The sequence below is a fragment of the Streptomyces sp. NBC_01224 genome, from assembly GCF_036002945.1.
Classification (GTDB): Bacteria; Actinomycetota; Actinomycetes; order Streptomycetales; family Streptomycetaceae; genus Streptomyces.
Genome location: NZ_CP108529.1, coordinates 7719766 through 7741938 on the forward strand (window position 1 = coordinate 7719766; position 22173 = coordinate 7741938).

General features: G+C 69.4%; 23 protein-coding genes and 4 pseudogenes. 11 read left to right on the forward strand and 16 right to left on the reverse strand.

The window, feature by feature from the left end:
• Positions 1–2: 2 nt before the first annotated feature.
• The 5 genes from lnt to OG609_RS34920 all read right to left on the reverse strand — a co-directional run bounded on the left by lnt (position 3) and on the right by OG609_RS34920 (position 4960).
• Positions 3–1643: an apolipoprotein N-acyltransferase gene (lnt, locus tag OG609_RS34900; protein WP_327276476.1), complete on the reverse strand. Its 1641-nt coding sequence runs from the start codon at positions 1641–1643 to the stop codon at positions 3–5.
• 99 nt (positions 1644–1742) lie between these two features.
• Entirely contained in the window at positions 1743–2240 is a 498-nt protein-coding gene (locus tag OG609_RS34905) for a nuclear transport factor 2 family protein (protein WP_327276477.1), read from the reverse strand.
• 68 nt (positions 2241–2308) lie between these two features.
• Positions 2309–3172: a universal stress protein gene (locus OG609_RS34910; RefSeq protein ID WP_327276478.1), complete on the reverse strand. Its 864-nt coding sequence runs from the start codon at positions 3170–3172 to the stop codon at positions 2309–2311.
• A 190-nt stretch (positions 3173–3362) separates the two neighbouring features.
• Positions 3363–4787 carry an MATE family efflux transporter gene (locus OG609_RS34915; protein WP_327276479.1) on the reverse strand — a complete coding sequence of 475 codons (1425 nt, stop codon included), beginning with the start codon at positions 4785–4787 and terminating at the stop codon, positions 3363–3365.
• Positions 4788–4792: 5 nt separating this feature from the next.
• On the reverse strand, positions 4793–4960 hold the full coding sequence (locus tag OG609_RS34920) for a hypothetical protein (RefSeq protein ID WP_327276480.1): 168 nt from the start codon (positions 4958–4960) through the stop codon (positions 4793–4795).
• Between the two features lie 109 nt (positions 4961–5069).
• Between OG609_RS34920 and OG609_RS34925 the strand changes: the two genes are divergently transcribed.
• The 5 genes and pseudogenes from OG609_RS34925 to OG609_RS34945 form a co-directional block, all read left to right on the forward strand.
• Complete coding sequence (locus OG609_RS34925; protein WP_327276481.1) at positions 5070–6620, forward strand: ABC transporter substrate-binding protein; 1551 nt, start codon at positions 5070–5072, stop codon at positions 6618–6620.
• Positions 6621–6739: 119 nt separating this feature from the next.
• The gene (locus OG609_RS34930) at positions 6740–7630 is read left to right on the forward strand and encodes an ABC transporter permease (RefSeq protein ID WP_382902299.1); all 891 of its coding nucleotides are present in this window, start codon (positions 6740–6742) and stop codon (positions 7628–7630) included.
• Positions 7627–8472 carry an ABC transporter permease gene (locus OG609_RS34935; RefSeq protein ID WP_327276483.1) on the forward strand — a complete coding sequence of 282 codons (846 nt, stop codon included), beginning with the start codon at positions 7627–7629 and terminating at the stop codon, positions 8470–8472. The genes OG609_RS34930 and OG609_RS34935 overlap by 4 nt, the downstream gene beginning before the upstream one ends.
• Positions 8469–9989, forward strand: a complete 1521-nt coding sequence (locus tag OG609_RS34940) for an ABC transporter ATP-binding protein (protein WP_327276484.1) — start codon at positions 8469–8471, stop codon at positions 9987–9989. Before OG609_RS34935 ends, OG609_RS34940 begins: the two co-directional genes overlap by 4 nt.
• 141 nt (positions 9990–10130) lie before the next feature.
• A pseudogene (locus OG609_RS34945) lies at positions 10131–10521 on the forward strand (hypothetical protein); the annotation flags it as partial.
• A 225-nt stretch (positions 10522–10746) separates the two neighbouring features.
• Here the strand turns inward: OG609_RS34945 and OG609_RS34950 are convergent.
• Positions 10747–10929, reverse strand: coding sequence for a hypothetical protein (locus tag OG609_RS34950; RefSeq protein WP_327276485.1), 183 nt, complete (start codon positions 10927–10929; stop codon positions 10747–10749).
• 431 nt (positions 10930–11360) lie between these two features.
• Positions 11361–11534, reverse strand: a pseudogene (locus OG609_RS34955) (ATP-binding protein); the annotation flags it as partial.
• Between the two features lie 67 nt (positions 11535–11601).
• Here OG609_RS34955 and OG609_RS34960 point away from each other — a divergent pair.
• Positions 11602–11871, forward strand: a complete 270-nt coding sequence (locus OG609_RS34960) for a hypothetical protein (RefSeq protein ID WP_114248874.1) — start codon at positions 11602–11604, stop codon at positions 11869–11871.
• A gap of 122 nt (positions 11872–11993) precedes the next feature.
• The gene (locus tag OG609_RS34965) at positions 11994–12248 is read left to right on the forward strand and encodes a LapA family protein (RefSeq protein WP_327276486.1); all 255 of its coding nucleotides are present in this window, start codon (positions 11994–11996) and stop codon (positions 12246–12248) included.
• A gap of 55 nt (positions 12249–12303) precedes the next feature.
• Here the strand turns inward: OG609_RS34965 and OG609_RS34970 are convergent.
• A pseudogene (locus OG609_RS34970) lies at positions 12304–12399 on the reverse strand (undecaprenyl-diphosphatase); the annotation flags it as partial.
• A 405-nt stretch (positions 12400–12804) separates the two neighbouring features.
• Here OG609_RS34970 and OG609_RS34975 point away from each other — a divergent pair.
• Positions 12805–12969: a hypothetical protein gene (locus tag OG609_RS34975; protein ID WP_327276487.1), complete on the forward strand. Its 165-nt coding sequence runs from the start codon at positions 12805–12807 to the stop codon at positions 12967–12969.
• 84 nt (positions 12970–13053) lie between these two features.
• Here the strand turns inward: OG609_RS34975 and OG609_RS34980 are convergent.
• From OG609_RS34980 to OG609_RS34995, 4 genes and pseudogenes are all read right to left on the reverse strand, one after another.
• Positions 13054–13251 (reverse strand): annotated as a pseudogene (locus OG609_RS34980) (hypothetical protein); the annotation flags it as partial.
• A gap of 138 nt (positions 13252–13389) precedes the next feature.
• Positions 13390–13788 (reverse strand): GNAT family N-acetyltransferase, encoded by a 399-nt coding sequence (locus OG609_RS34985; protein WP_327276488.1) that lies wholly within the window; start codon positions 13786–13788, stop codon positions 13390–13392.
• A 449-nt stretch (positions 13789–14237) separates the two neighbouring features.
• Positions 14238–14654 carry a (2Fe-2S) ferredoxin domain-containing protein gene (locus OG609_RS34990; protein WP_327276489.1) on the reverse strand — a complete coding sequence of 139 codons (417 nt, stop codon included), beginning with the start codon at positions 14652–14654 and terminating at the stop codon, positions 14238–14240.
• Entirely contained in the window at positions 14651–16627 is a 1977-nt protein-coding gene (locus tag OG609_RS34995; protein WP_327276490.1) for a heavy metal translocating P-type ATPase, read from the reverse strand. The genes OG609_RS34990 and OG609_RS34995 overlap by 4 nt, the downstream gene beginning before the upstream one ends.
• 93 nt (positions 16628–16720) lie before the next feature.
• Here OG609_RS34995 and OG609_RS35000 point away from each other — a divergent pair, with 93 nt between their 5' ends.
• Entirely contained in the window at positions 16721–17110 is a 390-nt protein-coding gene (locus OG609_RS35000) for an ArsR/SmtB family transcription factor (protein WP_327276491.1), read from the forward strand.
• A 741-nt stretch (positions 17111–17851) separates the two neighbouring features.
• Here OG609_RS35000 and OG609_RS35005 read toward each other — a convergent pair.
• The 3 genes from OG609_RS35005 to OG609_RS35015 all read right to left on the reverse strand — a co-directional run bounded on the left by OG609_RS35005 (position 17852) and on the right by OG609_RS35015 (position 19554).
• A complete protein-coding gene (locus OG609_RS35005) occupies positions 17852–18262 on the reverse strand; it encodes a (R)-mandelonitrile lyase (protein WP_327276492.1) in 411 nt (136 codons plus the stop codon).
• Between the two features lie 81 nt (positions 18263–18343).
• Positions 18344–19186 (reverse strand): SDR family NAD(P)-dependent oxidoreductase, encoded by an 843-nt coding sequence (locus tag OG609_RS35010; RefSeq protein ID WP_327276493.1) that lies wholly within the window; start codon positions 19184–19186, stop codon positions 18344–18346.
• A gap of 44 nt (positions 19187–19230) precedes the next feature.
• Positions 19231–19554: a carboxymuconolactone decarboxylase family protein gene (locus OG609_RS35015; protein ID WP_327276494.1), complete on the reverse strand. Its 324-nt coding sequence runs from the start codon at positions 19552–19554 to the stop codon at positions 19231–19233.
• A 221-nt stretch (positions 19555–19775) separates the two neighbouring features.
• Here OG609_RS35015 and OG609_RS35020 point away from each other — a divergent pair, with 221 nt between their 5' ends.
• Positions 19776–20672: a helix-turn-helix transcriptional regulator gene (locus OG609_RS35020; RefSeq protein WP_327276495.1), complete on the forward strand. Its 897-nt coding sequence runs from the start codon at positions 19776–19778 to the stop codon at positions 20670–20672.
• Positions 20673–20764: 92 nt separating this feature from the next.
• On the opposite strand, the gene thpR is transcribed toward OG609_RS35020, so the two are convergent.
• Entirely contained in the window at positions 20765–21361 is a 597-nt protein-coding gene (gene thpR, locus OG609_RS35025) for an RNA 2',3'-cyclic phosphodiesterase (protein ID WP_327276496.1), read from the reverse strand.
• A 436-nt stretch (positions 21362–21797) separates the two neighbouring features.
• On the opposite strand from thpR, the gene OG609_RS35030 reads away from it, so the two are divergent.
• Positions 21798–22016: a hypothetical protein gene (locus tag OG609_RS35030; RefSeq protein ID WP_327276497.1), complete on the forward strand. Its 219-nt coding sequence runs from the start codon at positions 21798–21800 to the stop codon at positions 22014–22016.
• The last annotated feature ends 157 nt before the right edge of the window (positions 22017–22173 follow it).

The following is a 22173-nucleotide window of genomic DNA, read 5'->3' on the forward strand; positions in this document are numbered from 1 at the left end:
GCTCAGGGCCTGGAGCGACCGGTGGATTCGTTGGATTCGGCGGGTGAGGCAACCACCGGGGCCGCCGTACCCCTCGCGGCGGCCGGCCCGTCCCGGTGGCGCCTCCGGAGCGATCGCACCCCTGCGAAGGCGCAGAACACGGCCAGCACCGCCGATGCCCCGTGCACCGGCCAGTCGCCCAGCCGTACGTAGAGCGTCGTACCGGATGCCACCGGTACGTCGAACACGGCAGCCCCGCTCGTATCCGTACCGAGCGGGGCCCCGATGCGCTCGCCCTGCGGGCCGTACACCGCACTGACGCCGGTGAGAGTCGCATGCACCATCGGGCGGCCGTTCTCGGCGGCCCGCAGCGCCCCGAGCGAGGCGTGCTGTTCGGGCGCCCAGCTGTGCTGGAACGTCGAGGTCGACGACTGGTCGATCAGCAGCTGCGCACCGTCCCGAGTCAGGTGCCGGCTCATGTCGGGGAACGCGGACTCGAAGCAGATCAGCGGCCCGATGCGCAGACCCTTCCCTCCGACGGCTCCGGGAAGCCACATCGTCACCGGGTGGCTGCCCCGCAGCCGGTCCTCGCCCGCCGCCTTGCCGAGCGACGTGGCCCACCCGAGCACCGAACGGGCCGGGACGTACTCGCCGAACGGCACCAGTCGCATCTTGTCGTACCGATCCCCGGTCAGTCCGTCCGGACCCACCAGCACCGCGGATTTGAAGATCCCCGTCCGACCCGATCCGCCGGTCTGCCGGGCGTCCATGTTGACCAGCACATCCGCGCCCACCCGACGCGAGAGGGCCGCGATCCGGGCGGTGATGTCCGGGTGCCGGGAGAGATCCACACCGACACTGCTCTCGCCCCACACCACCAGATCGAGATCGCGTCCCACCAGCTCGCCGGTCAGCCGCTCACTGACGGCGAGCCGACGCTCCACGCTGTGGGGACCCGCGATCACACCCGGCTGCACGACGGCGATCCTGGCCACGCCCGACCGCTCGGGCTGCGGTGCCCACTGCGCCATCGTCCCCACGGCCAGGGCGCACACCACGATGCCGGCGACGGCGACCGTACGGGCGGCGGCCACGAACAGCAGGGCGACGGCGGTGTTCACCGCGACTATCAGAAGGCTCACCAGCCACACCCCGCCGACGGATGCCACGCGGAGTGCCGGAGCCACCTCCCACTGGCTCGCGCCGAGCAGCCCCCAGGGGCCGCCGAGGCCCTCCCAGGAGCGGACCAGCTCGATCATCAGCCAGCCGCACGGCACGACGACGACCGCGGCCATGGCTGCTGCGACGGAAACCGGCGCGCGCAGTACCCGGAAGACCAGCAGACCCCACGGCGCCCACAGCGTACCGAGCAGGGCCGCCAGGATCACGATGAAAACATGGAGACTCGGCATCAGCCAGTGATGCACGGCCAGCAGGTAGCCGACCCCGCCGAGCCAGCCGTCGAGCGCCGCCCGGCGCCCCGTACCGGCGGACCGGATCAGCAGCAGCCACGGCACCAGACCGACATAGGCGAGCCACCACAGGGAAGGTGCCGGGAACGCGAGCGCGGGCAGCGCACCGGCGAGCAGTGCGACGCAGCCGCGCCACCGGCCGGACCGCAGCACCCGCTCCCACTGCTCGCGCCGACTGGCCGGAATCCGCATGCCGCGCCTCCTCGTCCTGCTGATCAGCAGTGTCCTCCCTGGACACCCGTTCCGCAGTTCTTTCCCGGTGCGGGAGGGCGGAAGCATCGGCGGGCGGGCTCAGGAGGGGGTGAGCGAGTCAGCTGTGCCGCGCCACTTCTCGTGCACGGTCACGGTCCGGATCCGCCAGCCGTTCCCCGTACGCGACAGCGTGAAGGCGTACCGCCCGCCTGAGACGAAGTTCGGCGCGGTCGCCCCTGCCCCGGAGCTGCCTTGGCCGCCCGCCGTGCTGTCCAGCCGCATCGGGTTGAGGTAGTCGGCCCGCACTTCGGCCCGGTCGCCCGGGTAGCCGCCCAGGTCCTGGATGTCGAGCCGGCGGTTGACGATCAGATGCTGGCGTACGGGGAAGAGCCGCATGGTCTCCGCGAGCCACTGGGCGACCTCGGCGGCAGGCCCTTCGATACCGCCCGCGCTGCGGTAGTCGGCGCGGCCGTCCGCGGTGAACAGAGCCCGGTAGTCCACCCATTCGCCGTCGTCCACCGCCATCGCATAGCCGGTGATCACTGCATCGATGGAAAGCTGGTCCATCACGGTCGAGAGATCCACGCGCTGCGTCATCGGGTCAGTCTCTGCCCGTCGGCGTCCGAGGCCAAGGGGTGTGCACGCACGACGGGCCGGCACAACCGTCAGCAGGGCACCACGGCCACCGGGCCGAGCGCATGCGTGAGCGTGGTCTGTGCGACGGGGGAGAGCCCGAGCCCGAGGGACTCACCGCCCTTGCGCCGCCCGATCACGGTCAGCGCCGCGGTCGCCGAGGCCGTGACCAGAGTGCGTGCGGCGGAGCCGCCGACCGGTTCCCTGACGACCTCGACCTGCGGGTACTTCTCCCGCCAGCCGGCGGTGATTTCGGCGAGGGTCCGCTCGGCCGCACCTGCCGCTGCGTCCTGGTCGAAGACCGGGCCGCCTGACAGCATTGAGGAGAACATCGTCCAGCCATGCACGATCCGCAGTCGCGCACCGGGCCGGGAAGCGGCCGTCGCGAAGCCGAATTCCAGCACCGCTTCACTGCTCTCGTCGGCGGCCACGCCCGCGACAATGTCGGGAAACGCTTCGGCGGCCTCCCTTTCGTCCTCGTCCGACGGCCCGTTGTGGATGACGACGACGGGGCACTGGGCCATTGAGGCGGTCGCCAGACTGTTGGAGCCGAGCATCAGGGACCGGAAACCGCCCAGACCGCGCGAGCCGACGACCACCAGCGACGCATCACGGCTCAGTGAGGTGAGTGCCGCCGAGGGGAAGTCCAGCGGTGCGAGCGTCGACGGGTGCAGATCCGGAGCGATCTCGGACACCCTTCGTACGGACTGCGTGAGCAGTTCCTCAGCCTCGCGCTGCTGTGTCTCCTGACCGGTGCGCCGGTTCGGCGTCCGGGCGTGCACGATCACCAGCGGGAGCCCCCGGTGGACGGCCTCGCGGGCGGCCCAGTCGAGTGCCTCACGGCTGTGTGACGAGCCGTCGACGGCTGCGATCACGGGAAGCTGGGTGATGGTCATGATTTCCCTCCGGGTTCCGGCTGTACATGTCCCAGGCTGGTACGCGCACACGTCTTATGGCAGGGCCTTTCGGCCTCATCTGCCCGGGAAGATCCGGGCAGATGCCACCACGCGTAACATGGCGCGCCCTGACGTACTTCAACGCAGGCGTCGATCGCTCGGACGGCCGCCCGCGGCCACGCGGACGGACTCAGACCTCCGCCACGGCCCCGTGATGTCCGGCGTGGGTGGAGAGGGCGCCCGAGTAACGGCGGAGCAGAAGTACGGCTGTGGTCGCCAGGCCGGTGAGCAGGCCGAGCCAGATGCCCGGGGTTTCGAGGCCGAGCGGGTAGGCGAGGAGCCAGGAAGCGGGGAGGCCGACGGCCCAGTAGCCGATGAGTGTGATGCGGAAACCGCTCCTGGTGTCGTCGAGACCCCGCAGGAGTCCGACGCCGATGTTCTGCGCGCAGTCGAAGAACTGCAGGAAAGCAGTGACTGTGAGCAGCTGCGTGGCGATGGTGAGCGCCCGGTCGGAGTCGGCGGAGCCGGAGTCCAGGAACGGCTCCAGGACCAGCTGCGGCAGAGTGAGGTAGACGACGCCGACGACGGACATCACGGCTGCGGCGCACGCGAGCGCGGTGTTCTTGATCCGGCGGGCGTCCTCGTGGCGGCCCAGGGCGAGTTCGCGGCTGACGTTGATCGAGGCTGCGTGGGAGAGGCCGACGGCGACCTGGAAGACGATGTAGACGAGCTGGTTGACCGCGGTGTGCGCGGCGAGCGCGGCAGGTCCGAACGACCCGGCCATCAGCGCGGTGATGGAGAAGAAACCGGCTTCTGAGCCGTAGGTGGCCGCGATCGGAATCCCGAGCCCGATGAGCCGCTTGACGGTGGCAGGATCGGACTTGGTGAAGTTCAGGGTGAGCAGCGGCCCCAGCTCGCTGTCCCTCCTTGCCGCTGCGTACAGGGCGAGAAAGGACAGGAAGTAGATGCTGGAGGTGGCGACGCCGATGCCGGTCAGGCCGAGGCGGGGCAGCCCGAAGTTCCCGTGGATCAGAACCCAGTTCAGGCCTGCGTTGACGGCGATGGAGGCTACGGTGATTTGCAGCAGCGCCTGCGGCCGCCGCATGCCGACGGTGAATTGCCGAATGGCCTGGAACCACAAGCAGGGCAGCAGTCCGGGGGCGAGCGCCATCAACATCGTCCGGGCCCGGTCGACGACCGCGGCGTCCTGCCCGAGCCAGGTCAGGGCCTGACCGATGAGGACCATCAGCACGGCCCCGACCAGGCCCGCGAGCGTGGCCACCGCCATGCTCGCGCGGACGATTCCGCGGACCTCCTCTCGCGCTTCCCGAGACGCGAGTTCACGGTCATTGCCCGCGGTGGCTGCCGCCTTCTCGGTGCGGGCTGCAGCGGCGGCAACCCGGTTGCCGACGGAGGTGACCAGGCCGACGCCCATGGTGCGCAGTTGATTGAAGATGACGATGGCCAGACCGCCGGCCGCCAGTTCCCGTGTGCCGAGCAGGCCCATCATCACCGTGTCGGTGGTGGTCAGGGCGACCTGTGCGAGCTGAGTGAGGATCAGCGGGACGGCGAGGGTGGCCAGGGCCCGGCTGTCGCGGAGGAGTGTGGTCGGCATGGAGGTCATCGGTTCCTGCGGAGTTCGGTGAAGGTCTCGTCGATGTCCCGTTCCGCTCCGGGGGAGCGGAGGTCGCGGGCTTGAGTCGGCTCGACATCGAGTGCCTCCGCCGGGTGCGTACCTCCGTCGTCGACGAGGGCGACCCTAGCCGCACCCGGGCCGGAGACGGTCATGCGGGTCGGTGCTCCTGTGCGGGGGGTGGTCGTGACACGGAAAAGAATGCTATTAGGGTAGGCAACCCTAAGCCAATCTTTCGTTGCTTCACATGGATCGAGGACGTACGTGAACTTCAACAGGCGCCAAGTGCTCTGGGCCGGCGGGGCGATAGGCGCCGCGGCGCTGTTGGCCGCGTGTTCGGGGGGCGGCGACTCCACCACGTCCAAGCCGGCGGCAGCCGGGGGCAAGCCCAAGAAGGGCGGCACGCTTCGTATCGGCGCCCTCGGCCGGGCCGGTGCGATCACCCGCGACCCTCACGGTACCCAGGGCAATGAAAGCGACTACCTGGTCATCGCTCTGGTCTACGACACACTGGCCATGCCGGGCGCCAAGACCAACACCGTGCCGCGGCTCGCCGCCTCGTGGGAGCCGTCGAAGGACCTGAAGACCTGGCGCTTCAAGCTGGCCGAGGGCGCCACGTTCCACGACGGCACCCCGGTCACCGCCGATGACGTCGTCTGGTCATTGCGCCGTCTGCGCAACACCCCGTCCGGTGCGGCTCGCCTGCCCGGCATCAAGGCGGAGAACATCACGGCCGACGGTACCGACACCGTCGTACTCGTCTCCGACTACGCCAACGCCGAACTGCCGCTCCTGACGCGTCTTGCGACATTCGTCATGAAGAAGGACACCTCCGACAAGGCGGTGGACAAGGCGCCGGGCACCGGCCCGTTCAAGCTCGACTGGTACCGCGGTGGCAATGCGCGTCTCGTGCGCAACGAAAAGTGGTACGGCGGCACGGTGTACCTCGACGCCATCGAGGTCACGATGTTCGAGACGCCTCAGGCGATGGCCAACGCCCTTCTCGCCGGGCAGATCGACGTGGCCTCCAACGTGGGCGCCGTCGCCGCCCGGACCGCGGAGTCCCGCAAGGACATCCAAGTCGTTCGCCGCCCCGACGACATGTCGATGCCCATCGTGATGCGTGCCGGAAGCGGGCCGTTCTCCGACGTACGCGTCCGCGAAGCGCTGCGGCTGGTCGTCGACCGCGAGGCCATGGTCAAGCAGGTCCTCTCCGGTTACGGCACCGTCGCCAACGACATCATGGGTACCGGCGACCCGAACTACGCCAAGGACATTCCGCAGCGCAAGCGGGACCTGGCCAAGGCCAAGCAGCTGCTGGCCGAGGCGGAGTTCGACTTCTCGAAGACGTACGACCTGGTGACCACCGAGGACATCTCCGGCCTCGCCGAATCCGCGACACTGTTCGCCTCCCAGGCCAGGGAGGCGGGCATCAAGATCAAGGTCGTCAAGCAGGAGTCCGGGGCCTTCTACGAGAAGACCTGGCTCAAGGGCGACCTGTACACCACGTACTGGGGCACCAACGACTCCGTGGTGTTCTTCGCCTCCAAGACGCTGGTCAGCGAGGCCGGACAGAACGAAGCGGCCTGGGCCGACAAGGAGTTCGACGCCTCCTACCGCAAGGTCATCGCCACTGCGGACGAGAAGGCGCGGGCAGCCGTTCTGCGCGAGCTTCAGCAGATCGAGTTCGACCGGTCCGGCTACCTGCTGTGGGGCATGGCCGACGGCATCGACCTCGCCGCTTCAAAGGTCCGAGACCTGCCCGAACTCGCCGGTTACGGACGCGTCCAGCTCGAGAACGTGTGGCTGAGTTGAGCCGGACGGCCGAACACAGCGTGGTGGTCGGCACCCCCGGCACGGGGCCGGCCTCCATGCCACGCCGCGCCCTCCTGCTCCTCGGCCGCATCGCAGCGGTCGTGGGGCGGCGGATGCTCATGCTCGCCGTGCTCCTCGCCGCGGTGTTCGCCGCCGTGGAGCTGCTGCCCGGCGACGCCGCCACCGCGACCTCCGAACGCGGCGACAGCGCAGCCGACGTTGCGTCGCGACGCCATCTGCTGGGCTTGGACCGGCCGGTATGGGAACGCTTCTGGGACTGGATGACGGCACTGCCGACCGGGGACCTGGGAACCTCCGCCCGCGGCGAGAAGGTCACCAGCCTGCTCGCCGACCCGTTTCCCAACACCCTGCTGCTGGCGGCGAGCGCGTTCTTCCTCACCGTAGCGGCGTCTCTCGCCCTGGGCTGCTGGGCGGCGGCCCGGCCGGGCCGCCCGGTCGACCGGATCATCGGACACGCGGCCACCTCCGCGTTCGCGGTGCCCGAGTTCGTGATCTCCGTGGGCCTGCTGCTCGTCCTGTCCCTGTGGACGGGGTGGCTGCCCGCCGTCACGCTCACCGGCGCCGATGGCGACCCCGCCACCTGGACCATGCTGATCATGCCGGTCCTGGCCCTCGTCATCCCACAAACGGGTTGGAACACCCGCATCGTGCGCGGCGCGCTCGCCGACCAGGCTGCCACCCCGCACGTGGAGGCCGCCCACTTCGACGGCCTTCCGATACGCCAGGTCGTGCTGCGCCACGCGCTGCCCGGCGCGATACCGGTCATCGCCACGGGCATCGCCACCTCCACCGGCATGCTCCTGGGCGGCACCGTTGTCGTGGAAACGCTCTTCAACTACCCGGGGATCGGCACCGTGCTGGCCAACGCCGTGGCCGCCCGCGACACCCCGCTGATTGCCGGCGTCGTGGTCTGCGCCGGTACCGCCATCACTCTCGTCCTGCTTGCCGCCGACCTGATCCGCGCTCGTATCCTCGGAGCACGCCCATGAGCGCCGTCACCACCGCGACCTCGCGTCCGGGCCGCACCCGTCGGCGCGCCCTGCCACGCGTCGTACCCGGCTTGCTGCTCGTCATCCTGGCCCTGGCCGGACCTTTCCTGGCCGCCCACCCCATCGACAAGCCCGTAACGGCCCCCTACGCCCGGGCCGGTGCCGACGCGGTCCTGGGTGGGGACCAACTCGGGCGTGATGTCCTGAGCCGTCTCCTCCACGGCGGTAGCGCCCTCATCGGCAGCGCCCTTCTGGTCGCCGTCGTCGTCACCGTGCTGGCCGCCCTGCTGGGCTGCTGTGCCGCGCTTCGCCCCGCCCTGGGCCGCGCCGTCGAGCGAACGGCCGACGTATTCATCCTGCTCCCGCCCGTGCTGGGCATCATGCTGATCGCCCTGGCCTGGCCCGGCGGCGGACGATGGGCCGTCATCAGCGCCGCCGTCGTCCTCGGCACCCCCTACGCCGTACGCATCGTCGCCAGCGCTGCCGCGCCCCTCGCCGGCTCCGGGTATATCGAAGCGGCAACAGCCCGCGGAGAGAAGCTCTGGTACGTCGCGGCACGGGAGCTGCTGCCCAACCTCCGCGCCACCGTCCTCGCCCTGTTCGGCCTGCGCTTCGTCGAAGCCGTCTATGTCATCTCCATGGCCGGCTTCCTCCAGATCGGTCCGCAACCCCCGGCCGCGGACTGGGCCCTGATGATCCGCGAGAACGCACCGGGCATCCTCCTGAACCCATGGGGAGTGATCGCCCCCAGCCTGGCCATCGCCGCTCTCGCCATCAGCGCCAACCTCGCCTCGGCTTTCCTCATCCCCCGCTCCGTACCCAAGGAGGTCACCAGCTCATGAGCCAAGCCCCTCACGCGGCCGCCCCCCGGGACGCTCCGGGTGGGCAGCCGAACCGGGCACAGCCCGGAGCCGACGTGCCCCTGGCAAGCGTCACCGACCTCGAAATACGCGTCCCCGACGGCCCCGTCCTGCTCCGGTCCGCCGGCCTGAACATCCGCGCCGGGCAGATCACAGCCCTGACAGGGGCCTCGGGGTCGGGCAAGACGACGCTGCTACGTGCGCTCCTCGGCCACGTTCCGGCCGGTGCCGCCATCACCGCCGGAACCCTGAACGTCCTCGGTCACCACGTACCCAGCCTGTCAGCGGCAGACCTGCGCGAGTTGCGACGCACCCGGATCGCTTACGTGGGACAGGATCCCGGATCCGCACTCAACCCCCGCATGAGGATCCGTCGCGTCGTTGCCGAGACCGCCATCGACAGCAGTGAGCAGGCCGTCCTCGCCCTGTTGCGCGAATGCCTGCTGCCCATCGACGGCGGACTGCCCGACCGCCGGCCTACCGACATCTCGGGCGGTCAGCAACGCCGCGTCGCCCTCGCCCGCGCGCTGGCCCGGTCCCCCGAGATCCTCCTTCTCGACGAGCCCACCGCCGGACTCGACAAGACGCTGCGCGACGAGATCGCCACCCTGTTGCGCTCCGTCGCCACCAGCCGAGACCTGGCCATCGTCATGGCCTGCCACGATCCCGGACTCGTCGAAGCCTGCGCCGACCATGTCGTCCACCTCTGCGCACCCGGGCAAACCCCTGCGCAGGCCCGCGTCCCCGCGCCGCGGCCGGCCCGGTCCGACCGGAGACCCGCCGGGGAGGGGATCACCGCGCGAGGTGTAAGCGTCGCCTTCCGCCACCGAGGCGGTATCCGACATGCGCTTGAGGCCGTGGACTTCACCGCACCGCCCGGGTCCGCCACCGGCATCGTCGGGCCGTCCGGGTCCGGCAAGACGACCCTGCTGCGCGTTCTGGCAGGCCTGCACAGGCCCGACGCCGGCGCCCTCGCCCTTCACGGCCAAGCCCTCGGAGTCACGGCCCGCAGTCGCCGGCGCGAACACCACCGGCGCATCCAGCTCGTGCCTCAGAACCCCCTGGGCACACTCAACCCCTCGCGCACCGTGGGTGCCGCACTCGCCCGCCCGCTACGGCTCCACCGCACCGTGGCCAAGGGCCACGTGCCGGCCCGGGTGGCGGACCTCCTGGCGCAGGTCGGACTTCCCGCCGACTTCGCGGACCGCTATCCCGCCGAACTGTCCGGCGGACAGCGCCAGCGTGTCGCCATCGCCCGGGCGTTGGCCACCGAACCCGACTTCCTGCTCTGCGACGAGATCACCTCGGCCCTGGACCCGGAGACGGCCGTCAGCATCATGGAGCTCCTGCAACACCTGCGTACCGCCCGCAATATGGCCATCGCAGTGGTCAGCCACCAACTCCACCTGATCGCCTCCTACACCGAGGCGGTGCACCTGCTGGAGGGCGGCCGGCTGACCGCGTACGGCCCGACGGCGACGCTGCTGAAGGAAGTGTGAGAGACCCAGTTGTCACTTCTCGGCGAGAACGTGTGAGGCACCGACGGCGGCGGCGTACGGGAGAGGGTGAGAATTCTGTACTCCGGGGGCGTAGGGCGACCGCCTCCGCGGGTACGACGCCCGCCGGGCGCAGACCGAGGGATGCATCGGGCCGTGGAGAACCGGTCCGCAGTCTCGACGATCGTGACGGAGCCGGTGGGCGCCGGCCCGCTGCTCCTCATCACAAGGTGGCGGAACCTGCGTCCGATCGAAGCGCTTTGTTACGCGACAGGAGCGGAGCTCGTCGTCGCGGGGCTGCTTCACCTGGTCGTCCTCGCAGTCGACGGCGGTCCCTGAGGCGGTCCGGTGTCCTGGCGCAAGCCGGTCACCTTCGGGCTCTCCTTCGGCCTGACACTCGTCGCGGTCACCTGGGGCGGTCGCCTCGTTCGCGCGGCGTCCACAGGGGCCCGCCGGGATGGCTCTCGCTCTGCGGTCGGGCTGGGCGATCCTCCTTGTCGGGCTGCTGTCGGGCGTGGCCGTGATCGCCCGCGGTGGCTTCGTTGATCTCTGAGGACAGCGTTTGTCGACGGGTTTCGGAGTCAGTTGGCGATCAACGGGCTCGTGAAGGTCGAGGAGAAATGACGGCACTAGTGGCCGCGGGCGTGGGACGGCCAGCCGCCCGTCCGGGCGGCTGGCCGTCGAGCAGCAGAAGTGAAATTCAGCGCCGGATTGTCAGACTAATGACGTCGCCTCTTGGGCCGCCACGGCGAGCTCCAGCTCAGCAGGCATGCGAATCCGCTCGGTGCTGCTGAAGTATCTGCGCGCTCCAGGTGTCCACCGCGGGACTGCGGCGGTAGAAGACGTTCGGCTGCACCGGGTCGCACGTCACCAGCAGAATGTCTCCCTGGTCGAGCACAACCTTCCGCTGGACTTGTGTGGAGCGGCGTCTGCGGGACCGCATGACCTCAAGGTGCAGCGAGTGCGGACCTGGGGGCAAAGGGATGAATCGAACCTTCCTGATGCTGGTTCGACCCACGCTGCAGAGGTAACGCCCACTTTCGGTGACGGACACCAGGCACCACTTGGGTGACATGCTGCGGGGAGGGTCGCGCAGGTCAACCTGGAACAGCAGCCCGGTCCGGCCTCGGCGGCGGGCTCTGTGGATCAGATAGCGACAGCGCCACTTCAACCGGCCGTCGAAGTCGCTGTTCACCTGCACCGCAATGTCCCCCACGCTGCCCCCATCCGCGAGCCGACCAAGTCCCCCCGGCCGCCCCAGGCTGGCACGGGTAGGCAAGATCCAGAAGAGCCGTGACCGGCAGAATGGGTGGGCAGAAGCCTGCCGGAGAGCAGCGGTGACACGACTCAGCCGACCCCAACGCTCACGACAAGTCAACCGGCCTTGGCTGCTTCTTCCGTTCGGGCTCGGGTGCTGGCGAGGCGGTAGGAGTCGGTGCCGGTTTCGATGATGGTGCCGTTGAAGGTGAGGCGGTCGACGATGGCCGCGCAGAGTCGGGGGTCGGTGAAGGTCTTGGTCCAGCCGCCGAAGGACTCGTTCGAGGCGACGCACCGGTGCGGGCCGTGAGGCTTCCGGCCCGCTGCGATTGTCAGTGCCGGATGCGATCCTGCCCCCATGGACGAGCTGATGCGGCAGCGGCGCGTGTACGGCGCCGACCATGACGATCCCGATCCGGGGCCCCAGCCAGGTCACTCCTACCGGGAGTTGGTGGGCGGCCCGCTCGACGGGCTGCTCCTCGATGTGACCGGCTGGACGGAGACGGCACTGCGCGAGGGGGCGGCGCTGAACACGGAGATCGGGCGGTTCGGCCCGGGCGGCCGAGCGGAGTACGGACCCAGGGACGGCGACTTCGACCGGTGGGACTGGCAGGGCGACATACCCTGACCCTCACCGCCACGCCACTTCGTCGAGGTGGTGTGGCGGTGGCCGGCACCGAGCCCGCTGCGCAGCGCGCGATGAATGAGACCTGCCAGGACTAATCGGCTGAATCGCTCGATACTGGAACCATGGCACAGAAGACGTCTCGACCGCACGCCCCGCCGACCCTCTCCGTCAAGGGCCGGGACGTACGGATACGCACCGTCGGGATCGTGGTACTGATCGGTCTCGCGATCTGGTTCATCGCCGCGAACACCGAATCGGTCGGCATCCGGCTGTGGGTACCCACCGTCACCCTGCCGCTCTGGGCGGTACTGACCGTGACGCTGCTGGTCGGGCTGGTGACAGGCGGACTGCTGGCCCACCGCAGGGCGAAGCGCTGAGCCGGCGGACGAGGAGCCGGCTCCCGGGCCTCGTGGGAACGCGTACACAGCGCTGGCCCGCCGACTCGCCCGCGTGCGGGCTAAGCACCCCTGCCGTCACCAGCGGGAACAGGAGCAGCCCGAGAAGCACGCGGTAGATGACGAACGGCATCCGTCGTCGGCCCATCAGGGCCGCAGGGCGATCAGGGCGAGCCAGGTTCGATCGGCCCGAACGGATCCGTGGACCCGAGCGGCAGCCCTGGTGCCGACGGTGAAGACGGCGCTGCCGGCGTCGGCTCTCCAGGCCCCACGGGTGCCCCAGGCGCGGACGGCCGGTCCGTCATCGGCCCGAAGGGAGACAGCGGTCCTGCCGGCCCGCCAGGCGCGGGCGGCAAGAACGGTAAGGACGGCGCCGACGGGCAGACCTGTCCGGACGGTTACTCTCTCCAGGTCCCACCGGATGATCCGGATGCCCTGGTGTGCCGCCGGACTGGTGCCGAGACGCCGTCCCCGGACCAGTCACGCAACCTGCTCGGCCTGGGGGCTCTCACAGCTAACGCCATGTACAGGAGACTTGATGGCTGAAATTCCGCCGCGGCAGACACAGCGGCGCCTCGACGACAGCGCCGCCGACATGGGGACGCTCGTCGACCTCGGAATCGTCGAGGAGCAGCCGAAGCCGCAGTACGCCGGGCTGTTCCTCGAGCCCGACATCCCGCCGGCCGCAGAGGACGCCGCTTGAGCACGGATGCCCCCGCTGCCCATTCTGGGTGGCGGGGGCATCGTCGTGTCTGAGACCAGCGGCTGCAGCAGCGCTGATTGCTGATTACGGACAGGTCTCCTCAAATTTGACCGCGGTGAATTCGACCGGCTGTCCGCGCAGCGCGACCCTGGGCTCGGGGACTGGGTGCAGACCTGCCAGTTGCTCTCCATCAGCACCATGCGGTCTCCGGTCGCGTACCACTGTGATCGAGGTACCCGAGTCGAGGGCGCCGCGGGCCGCGTTCACGGACTTGCCTGCCAGATTCGATCGCCGGAACCAGGCGCTGGGGTCTGCGGCGTGGTCCCGTGAAGCCGACGACGAAGGCATCCTCGGTTGCGGCATGTCGGACCTTCACCCTTCTCCGCACCGACCGCGCCCGTGGTAGGGGACGAAGGTGGTTCAGCGCAGAGCAATGAGTCCTGCGTCCGTCGGTCTGAAGCCGCAGGCGTCGAAGTAGAAGGGGCGCAAGTGCTCTTCGAAATCAACGTGAAGCCACTCGCAGTTCGCCGAACGGGCTCCTCGGGCTGCTGCGGCCACGAGTTCGGTTCCGCCGCCGGTCTTGCGCAGGTCCTGAGCGACCATCGTGTCGAGGATGAAGGCATGGGCGCCGCCATCCCAGGCGACGTTGACAAAGCCCACCAGCCTGTCGGCCTTTCGTGCGCAGACCCAGCCGAGGCTGTGACGATGCACTTGTGCGTGCCGGTCGGTGAGCGTTTGGCCGTGCCCGAACGCCTCCGCATGAAGTACGTTGAGGTCTGTGTTGTCGAAGTCACCGCGCCACTCATACGTGATCGTCATGGCCGCATCGTAGGTCGCGGGGCATCTGGACTCGCCCCTTATCGGTGTCCTGCCGCCGCTCATCCGCCATCTCGTGCGTGAGGCAGGTCGGGCATTCCCAGGGAGCTCAACGCCTGCGGAGGCCCCCACGACTTCGTCCCGGATCTTGCCGAGTCGGCCCTTCCGGTCGTACGGGAGATCTACGGTGACCTGCCCCGAACCACCGCCGGATCCTTCGCTCCGCCACAGTCAGTGCCCGAAGATGCGAGCGCTCTCGACCGTCTGGCCGCCTACCTTGGCCGCACCGTCTCCTGACAGACCAGCAGTCCCAGCGCGAGAGCATCGGCCGAGTTCTGGGGCAGGGACCGCAGTCCAGGGAGCGCCGCTACATCGCGGGGCGCCCTGGAGGCGAGCCTGCCACACACCCTGAAATGCGGGTGGCCCCGGCATTCGACATTGCGGGGTTGCTGCTATTCGTCGTGGAGTTCGGCTCGAACGCGGCGTGAGGGTTGGAAGCTGTAGAGGTCGAGGATGTCTGGCGGTTCGGCCAAGCCGGGGCCGCCGTTGCTGACCCAGGTGGTGATGTCTGTGGCGGCGCCGGGGTCGTTGACCTGGCCGAGCCAGACCGGGCGGCCTCCGGCCTTTCGTCCTTCGGCGGAGGGCTGGATGACGATGACGTTGGCGCGCTCGCACGCGTCGAGGCAGTCGGTGCGGCGGACGATGGCCACTGTGGCCAGCGCGGTTCGCAGGTCGGTGAGTTGGGCTTCGTGGTCGAGGTGGGGGACCTTGGCCGGGGTGCCGCAGCAGCATCCGCGGCAGACGGTGACGGTGCAGCGAGCACCGGTCGCCCTGGTTGCGGCGGCGGTGCGGCGGGTGCGTTTGCTCAAGGGACGTCCTTGTGGAGGGTGCCGGTCCAAGCGTGCTCGCGCAGGAGGCGCAGACCGTTGAGGCCGACGATGACGGTGGAGCCTTCGTGGCCGGCGACGCCGAGCGGCAGCGGGAGGGTGGCGATCAGGTCCCAGGCCACCAGTGCGGTGATGAAGATCCCGGCGATGACCAGATTCTGCACGACGAGGCGGCGGGCCTTGCGCGAGAGGGACACGATCGCGGGGATGGTGGCGAGTTCGTCGCGGACCACGACGGCGTCGGCGGTCTCCAGCGCAAGGTCGGAGCCTGCCTTGCCCATCGCGATGCCGGTGTGTGCGGCGGCCAGCGCGGGTGCGTCGTTGACGCCGTCGCCGATCATCAGTACCCGTCGGCCCTCCGCTTCCCATGCTTGGACAGCGCTCACCTTGTCTTGCGGGAGCAGCCCGGCGCGGACATCGGTGATGCCGACCTCGGCGGCGAGATGACGTGCGGCGCGTTCGTTGTCGCCGGTCAGCAAGACCGGGGCCCGGCCGGTCAGTTCGGTAAGCGTGACCACCGTCGCCTTCGCGTCCGGGCGGAGCCGGTCGGCGATGCCCAGCACCCCGACCGGGTTGCTGTCGCGCAGGACCAGGACCGCGGTGCGGCCCTCGTCTTCGAGCGCCTGCACCGCGGCGCTGATGTCCAGGCCGCCTGCAGGGGCGAGGCGGGTCGGGGAGCCGACCTGGATGGTGCGTCCGTCGATGGTGGCGGTGATGCCTGCGCCGGGGGCAGAGGTGAAATCGCTTACCTCGGCGAGGGGGAGGCTCCGCTCGCGGGCGGCCTGGACGACGGCGCGCGCCAGGGGGTGCTCGCTGGGGTGCTCGGCCGCCGCCGCCAGCGCCAGCAGCCCTTCCTCGTCCAGGCCCGAACCGGGCTGGGGACGGATGTTGGTGACACGGGGGGTGCCCTCGGTCAGGGTGCCGGTCTTGTCCAGCGCCACCGCGTCGACCTGGCCCAGGCGTTCCATCACGACCGCCGACTTCGCCAGCACGCCGTGGCGGCCCCCGTTCGCGATCGCGGACAACAGCGGCGGCATCGTGGACAGCACCACCGCGCACGGTGAAGCGACGATCATGAACGTCATCGCGCGCAGAAGGGCGGGCTGAAGAGCGGAGCCGAACGCGAGCGGGATCGCGAAGACGGCCAGCGTGGCGATGACCATGCCGATCGAGTACCGCTGCTCGATCTTCTCGATGAACAGCTGTGTGGGGGCCTTGGTCTCGGAGGCTTCCTCGACCATCTTCACGATCCGGGCGATCACCGAGTCCGCCGGGTCACGCTCGACGCGGACCCGCAGGGCGCCGGTGCCATTGACGGTGCCGGCGAACACCTCGTCCCCCACCTGCTTGGCCACCGGGAGCGGTTCGCCGGTGATGGTGGCCTGGTCGACGTCGCTGGTCCCGTCGAGGACCTGGCCGTCGGCGCCGACCCGCTCGCCAGGCCGCACCAGGATGGTGTCGCCCACCGTGAGGGAGTCGGCCGGGATGCTCTCCTCCCCGCCGCCGGGCAGGAGCCGGGCCGCGGTGGTCGGCGCGAGGTCGAGCAGGCCGCGCACCGAGTCGGCGGTGCGGGCGGTCGCGACGGCCTCCAGGGCTCCGGAGGTGGCGAAGATGACGATCAGCAGTGCGCCGTCGAGGACCTGGCCGATGGCGGCGGCGCCGAGCGCCGCGACGACCATGAGCAGATCCACGTCCAAGGTCTTGTCCTTGAGGGCCTTCAGGCCCTCCCGGCCCGGCTCCCAGCCGCCGGTGACGTAGACGGCCGCATACAGGGGGATCCACAGCCAGGCCGGGGCGCCGACGAGATTCAGCGGAAGGGCGATCAGGAACAGCACCAGCGCGACCAGCGCCCACCGGGACTCCGGTAGCGCCAGGATGCGCGTACGCCGCTTCGGCGCCGCCGGACGCGGCCCGGCAGCGGCCGGTGCGGGCCGCTGGTCCAGGACTGAAGACATGACAAAACAACCCTTCACGGGCGGACGGGGCAACGCATTCACCATACAGGAACATCTGAACAGATCTTCATGTGTCGCCGCTATGATGGCTCCATGGGCCACGGAACCGACACCGCCAACACCGCCACCACCCGCGAGCGCCTTGATGCCGTCGGTACCGCCGACGTCGCCGCCACCCTCCAGGCCCTCGCCACACCCTCCCGGCTCCACATCCTGGCCCGCCTCCAGGAAGGCCCCTGCTCGGTCGGCGACCTCGCCGCCGCCGTCGACATGGAACCCTCCGCCTGCTCCCACCAGCTCCGCCTGCTGCGCAACCTCGGCCTGGTCTCCGGCGAACGCCACGGCCGCTCGATCATCTACGCCCTCTACGACAACCACGTCGCCGAACTCCTCGACCAGGCCCTCTACCACGTAGAACACCTGCGCCTGGGAATCCGCGACACTCCTGCCGCTGTCGCCGAGGAGACGTCGGCCGGGCTGTAGCGGACCGGCGCCGCAGCTAGATGCCCTCGCCGAACCAGGGGGTCTCGGAGGGCGCCACGGTCGGTGCGTACCCGGATGAGGCGGACCGGGTGCCTCCACCGTCCCGATGGATCCAAGGACACGTCCACAGCGACCTCGGCGACGATGACCGGTTCGACCAGCCGGAGTTGGAGCTGCTGTCGCGACCCCCACCCGGCGGAGAAGGCCCATCCGGTCCACGGATGACCGGCGTGGCCGGGCGGGATTTCGACTGCCAGGGCTTGGCGGGCGGCCCGGTCAAAAAACGGTGGTGCGGTCGGCGTACCGCAATTGGCCGCTCGTGTCGAAGCGTCCGAGCAGGGCCGTGGTCGGGGCGGACAGTGTGCCGGTGACCGCGCCGGTGACGGCTTCGGTGCTGTGCCGGGAACACTGGTGGAGCGTTCGTATTCGACAGACACGGTATTCGGGCAACCAGGCGGTGGCAGGATCGCCAACGGCTACCACCCCGGCCCGCTACGACTCGGCTGTGGCCCGCCTGCGGGAGAGCCCGCCGGAGGGCCACGAAGTGCTCGACGAGGATGTCGCCGAGCTCTGTCTGCTCTGGCACGTCGGCCTCAAAGTCCTGGGCCGCTACGCCTTCCGTGCCCCCGAGCCGGCCGGGGCCCTGCGACCCCGGCGCGATCCGGCTGCTTCCGGCCGGGACGAAGATGACGAGGAGTCGGAGAGCCGGAGGCGTGGCAGAGGGGCGGGCGGGCCGGCTGGTCAGTGGCTGCCGGCGAGGGCATCCGCGTACTGCTCGTCGGTCACGGGCTCCAGCCAGGTGGTGCCGTCGCCGTTTCCGTCACCGACCACGAGGGCGATGTGCGCCATGAGGTTGGTGTCGGTGGCGCCGTGCCAGTGTTCCTCGCCGACCGGGCACGTGACGGTCTCGCCGGCGCTGACCCGCACGATATTGCCGTCACGGGTGCCGACCAGGCCGACACCGTCAGCGATGTACAGGACCTGGCCCAGGGCGTGGGAGTGCCAGTTGGTGCGGGCGCCGGGGGTGAAGCGCACCAGAGCGGCGGCCAGGCGGGCCGGCTCGGTGGGGGCCTCGATCATGTTGAGGTAGACGTCGCCGGTGAAGCGCTCGGCCGGGGCCTTGAGGGTGGGGGTGTCGGTGATGTGTTCCATGACTCTTTTCCTCGATCGTCACTACGTGATGGGAGAGGGCAGATGCTGGTGAGGCTGCCGCTCTGCAGGTGGGGCCGGCGCTCAGGCAGCGTCGTCGTGGGCGAGGCAGGCGCCCAGCTCACGCGAGGCTTCGGCCTGGGCGAGCAGTTCCTTGGCCTTGGCGGTGACGGCTTCGATGGCGTCGGCGCCCGCGACGAAGCGGGCCGGGGGCTGCTCCTGGCCAGCGATCGTCAACAGGGCGGCGGCGAGCTTGGCGGGGTCGCCGGCCTGCTGCCCGTTCATGGACTCCCACACCTTTTTGGTGGCCGCAGTGCGCTCGGCGTAGTCGTCGATGGACAGCTCCGCCCACGTGGTGGAGGCATCCACCAGCAGCTCGGTGCGGAAGAAGCCCGGCTCGACGATCGTCATGCGGATGTTGAACGGCTCAACGTCGTAGCGCAGAGACTCCATGAAGCCCTCGACGCCGAATTTCGCGGCGGCGTAGGCGACGCAGAACTCCAGGCCGACGGCGCCGGCAAGGGAAGAGATGGTGATGATGTGGCCGTCGCGCTGGGCGCGCATGACGGGCAGCACGGCGCGGGTGACATTCATCGGGCCGAACAGGTTCGTCTCGATCTGCTGGCGCATCTGCGCGTCGGAGATCTCCTCGAAATAGCCCGCGTAGAAGTTGGCGGCATTGTTGACCAGCACGTCGATGCGGCCGAATCGGTCGACGGCGGCCCGAGCCGCGCTTCGCACCGCGGCCGGGTCGTTAATGTCCAGGGCCGTGGCCAGCAGGTTTTCCTGCTTGCCACCGAGCGTTTCGAAGACGCGTTCGGGCCGTCGGCCGGTGGCCACAACCCGGTGACCCGCCGAGAGGGCCTGGCGTGCGATGTCCGCACCGAGACCGCGCCCGGCACCGGTGATGAAGAAGACCTTGCTCATCAGGGGATGCTCCTTTGGATGACGGCAGAAGAACGAAGCAGGGGTCAGTCGGCGCTGCGGTCGTCGGCGATCTTCTTGAGCTGGTTGATCGCGGTCATGGCGTTGGGCCAGCCCGCGTAGAAGGCCAGGTGGGTGATGGCCTCGGACAGCTCCTCCACGCTCAGGCCGTTGTCCAGGGCAATGCCCAGGTGGTAGCCGAGCTGCTCGCTGCGGTAGAGGGCGGCCAGCACGCTCACGGTGACCAGGCTGCGGTCCCGCGGGGACAAGCCGGGGCGCTCCCATACGTCGGCGAACAGGACCTCATTGGTGACCTCGACGAGCTTGGGCGCGATTGCGGCGAGCTCCTGGGGGGCGGACTGCTTCGGCATGCGATGACTCCTTGATCAAAACGGGGCGAGCCGGCCAGGACCACTGTGTGGCGGAAGCGGGCTTGCGGCAGTCTCCGGAGCCCTGGCCCCAGTCGGTTCCAGGGGCTCCCGCCGCTGCTGACATCGAGGAAACCGCAGTTCAAAGAGGTGGAGAAGGGTCTGCCGTTACAGGTACTGACAGGACCCCCCACCCGTGCACCGTCCGGCTTAGCCTGGAATGCGTGAGTACCGAGAGCGACATCCGCGCCTTCCTGGCCTCCCGCCGCGCCAACATCACCCCGCAGCAGGCCGGGCTGCCCGCCTACGGCGGCAACCGGCGCGTGCCCGGACTGCGCCGCGAAGAAGTCGCCCTGCTGGCCGGCGTCAGCATCGACTACTACGTCCGCCTGGAGCGCGGCCACCTCGCCGGCGCCTCCGAGGAAGTCCTCGACGCCGTCGCGGACGCCCTCCAACTGGACGACGCCGAACGCGCCCACCTCTACGACCTGGCCCGCGCCGCGGCCAAACGCCCCACCCGTCGCACCAAACGCGCCCGCGGCCCACTACCTGACAGCGTCCTGCGCGTCCTGGAGTCCATGACCGACTCACCGGCCTTCATCCGCAACGGCCGCCTGGACATCATCGCCACCAACTACCTCGGCCGCGCCCTCTACTCCCCCCTGTTCACCGAGAACACGCCCCACCCCGTCAACATCGCCCGCTTCCAGTTCCTCGACCCGCACGGCCGCGACTTCTTCCCCGACTGGGACGAGTCCCTGAACACCACCGTCTCCCTGCTGCGCACCGAAGCCGGCCGCGCTCCTCACGACAGCGACCTGACCGGCCTGATCGGCGAACTCGTCACCCGCAGCGAGGAATTCCGCACCGCCTGGGCCAAGCACAACGTGCGCCTCCACCACACCGGCCGCAAGTCCTTCCGTCACCCCGCCGTCGGCGTCCTCACCCTGGACTTCAACGCCATGGAACTGCCCGCGCAGCCCGGCATGACCCTCACCGCATACACCGCCGCGCCTGGCACCCCCGACCACGACGCCCTGCAGCTTCTCGCCAGCTGGGCCGCCACCGAGAACACTTCGCCCACGGGCAGCCACGGCCCCGCCGACCGGCAGAACCGCTGAACACGGTGCTGTGATCGCCCAGCGCCTGAGGCGCGAGTTCTGCGGGAGACCCCCGGGGTGATCACGCTTCCCCGGGTCGCCCGTTGGTTCGTTCAAGATCCAGTGGAGTTCTCGTTGCCGAGTGCCCAAGCCTCGATGTCGCGGTAGTGGATCGGTCCGCGGCTACGGCCGACGTTGCTGCCGACCAGGTGCAGACGGTCGGCAGGCCATCGGCGGCCGGTGAATCCGGCGAACCCTTCGGCGATTTCTGCTGCCGAGGATCGATCTCCTCGGCGGGAACGGGCCAATGTCAGATGTGGGCGCAGGGGGCGATCCTCGAAGGCGACACCGCAGCTCTTGACCGCGGTACGCACATCGGCGGCGAGCATGTGCAGGTCATCGAGATCTCCGTCGATTCCGCTCCACACCACCCGGTCGTCGAAGTTTCCGCTGCCGCGCAGTGCCAAACAGAGTGGTTGGTGGTCCGCTGCGAGCTTGGCGAGAGGCGGGCGCAGGAGCGGGACGGTCTCGGCCGGTAGCTCCCCGAGGAACGCCAGGGTGATGTGCCAGTCCTCGATGCGGTTCCACCGCATGCGAGGGTGTGCGTCATAGGCGGGGCGCAGCTCCCGGGCCAGTTCTTCTTTCGCGTGGTCGGGCGGGGCGAGGGCGATGAACACGCGAACGGTCGCGGGCTGATTCTGTTCGTTCACACCGGACTTCGTACCGCATCCGGGTGGTTGACGCGACGGCTCAGGTAATGCGGGAGAGGCGCTCGCGGTCGCGATAAGTCCGCAGGGTGCGGAGGCGGGGCAGGTCGGACGGTGAGTCGTACATGTGTTCGAGTCCATGTCGGGCGCTTGAGTGCCATCGGTGGGCGTATGTGACTGTTCATCCTTGTTGGTGGTTGTTCACCGGAATTGGCGAGTACTCCGCGCAAGTGCTCATTCGACGTTGAGTTACGAACATCTGTGGCTATCCGGCCATGCAGGGGATGTGTGAGTGCTCCTCTTGGTCCATGGGCGGAGTGACGAAGCCGAGGATCAGCTCGGAACTCTTGCGGACTTGAGCAGTTGATCACTGCGTACTGCGAGGGCGACATTCACGACCGGCTGGTACTCGCCCCCAGCGACAACCGCGGTGCTGAGCATGACCACACGACTGCTGAAGCTGCCCTTGTCCGAACTGCGAGGGCAGTACCAGGACCTTGCCGCACACGCGCCGTCCAACCTGGACCCGGGCTGGGGAGCGATCTGGAACCTGCTGACCCGCAGATACTCGCCGTTGCTCCGCAACGAGATCAAACGGGCATTCCAATCCCGGCGGCCGCGGCAATCGGCCTTCGTCGAGTCGGTCCCGCCAGAGTGAGAAGTTGTTTCCGATCTGCGGGTTTGTCGGAGTCACCCGCCTGATCAAAGCCTGGTGACGACCCAGAAGGCCGTAAGCACCAGCGCCACCAGACAGATGGGTCAATCCGCGCCCCCCTTCCCGCTTGCTTGCCCCACCAGGTATCTTGCATCGCAGG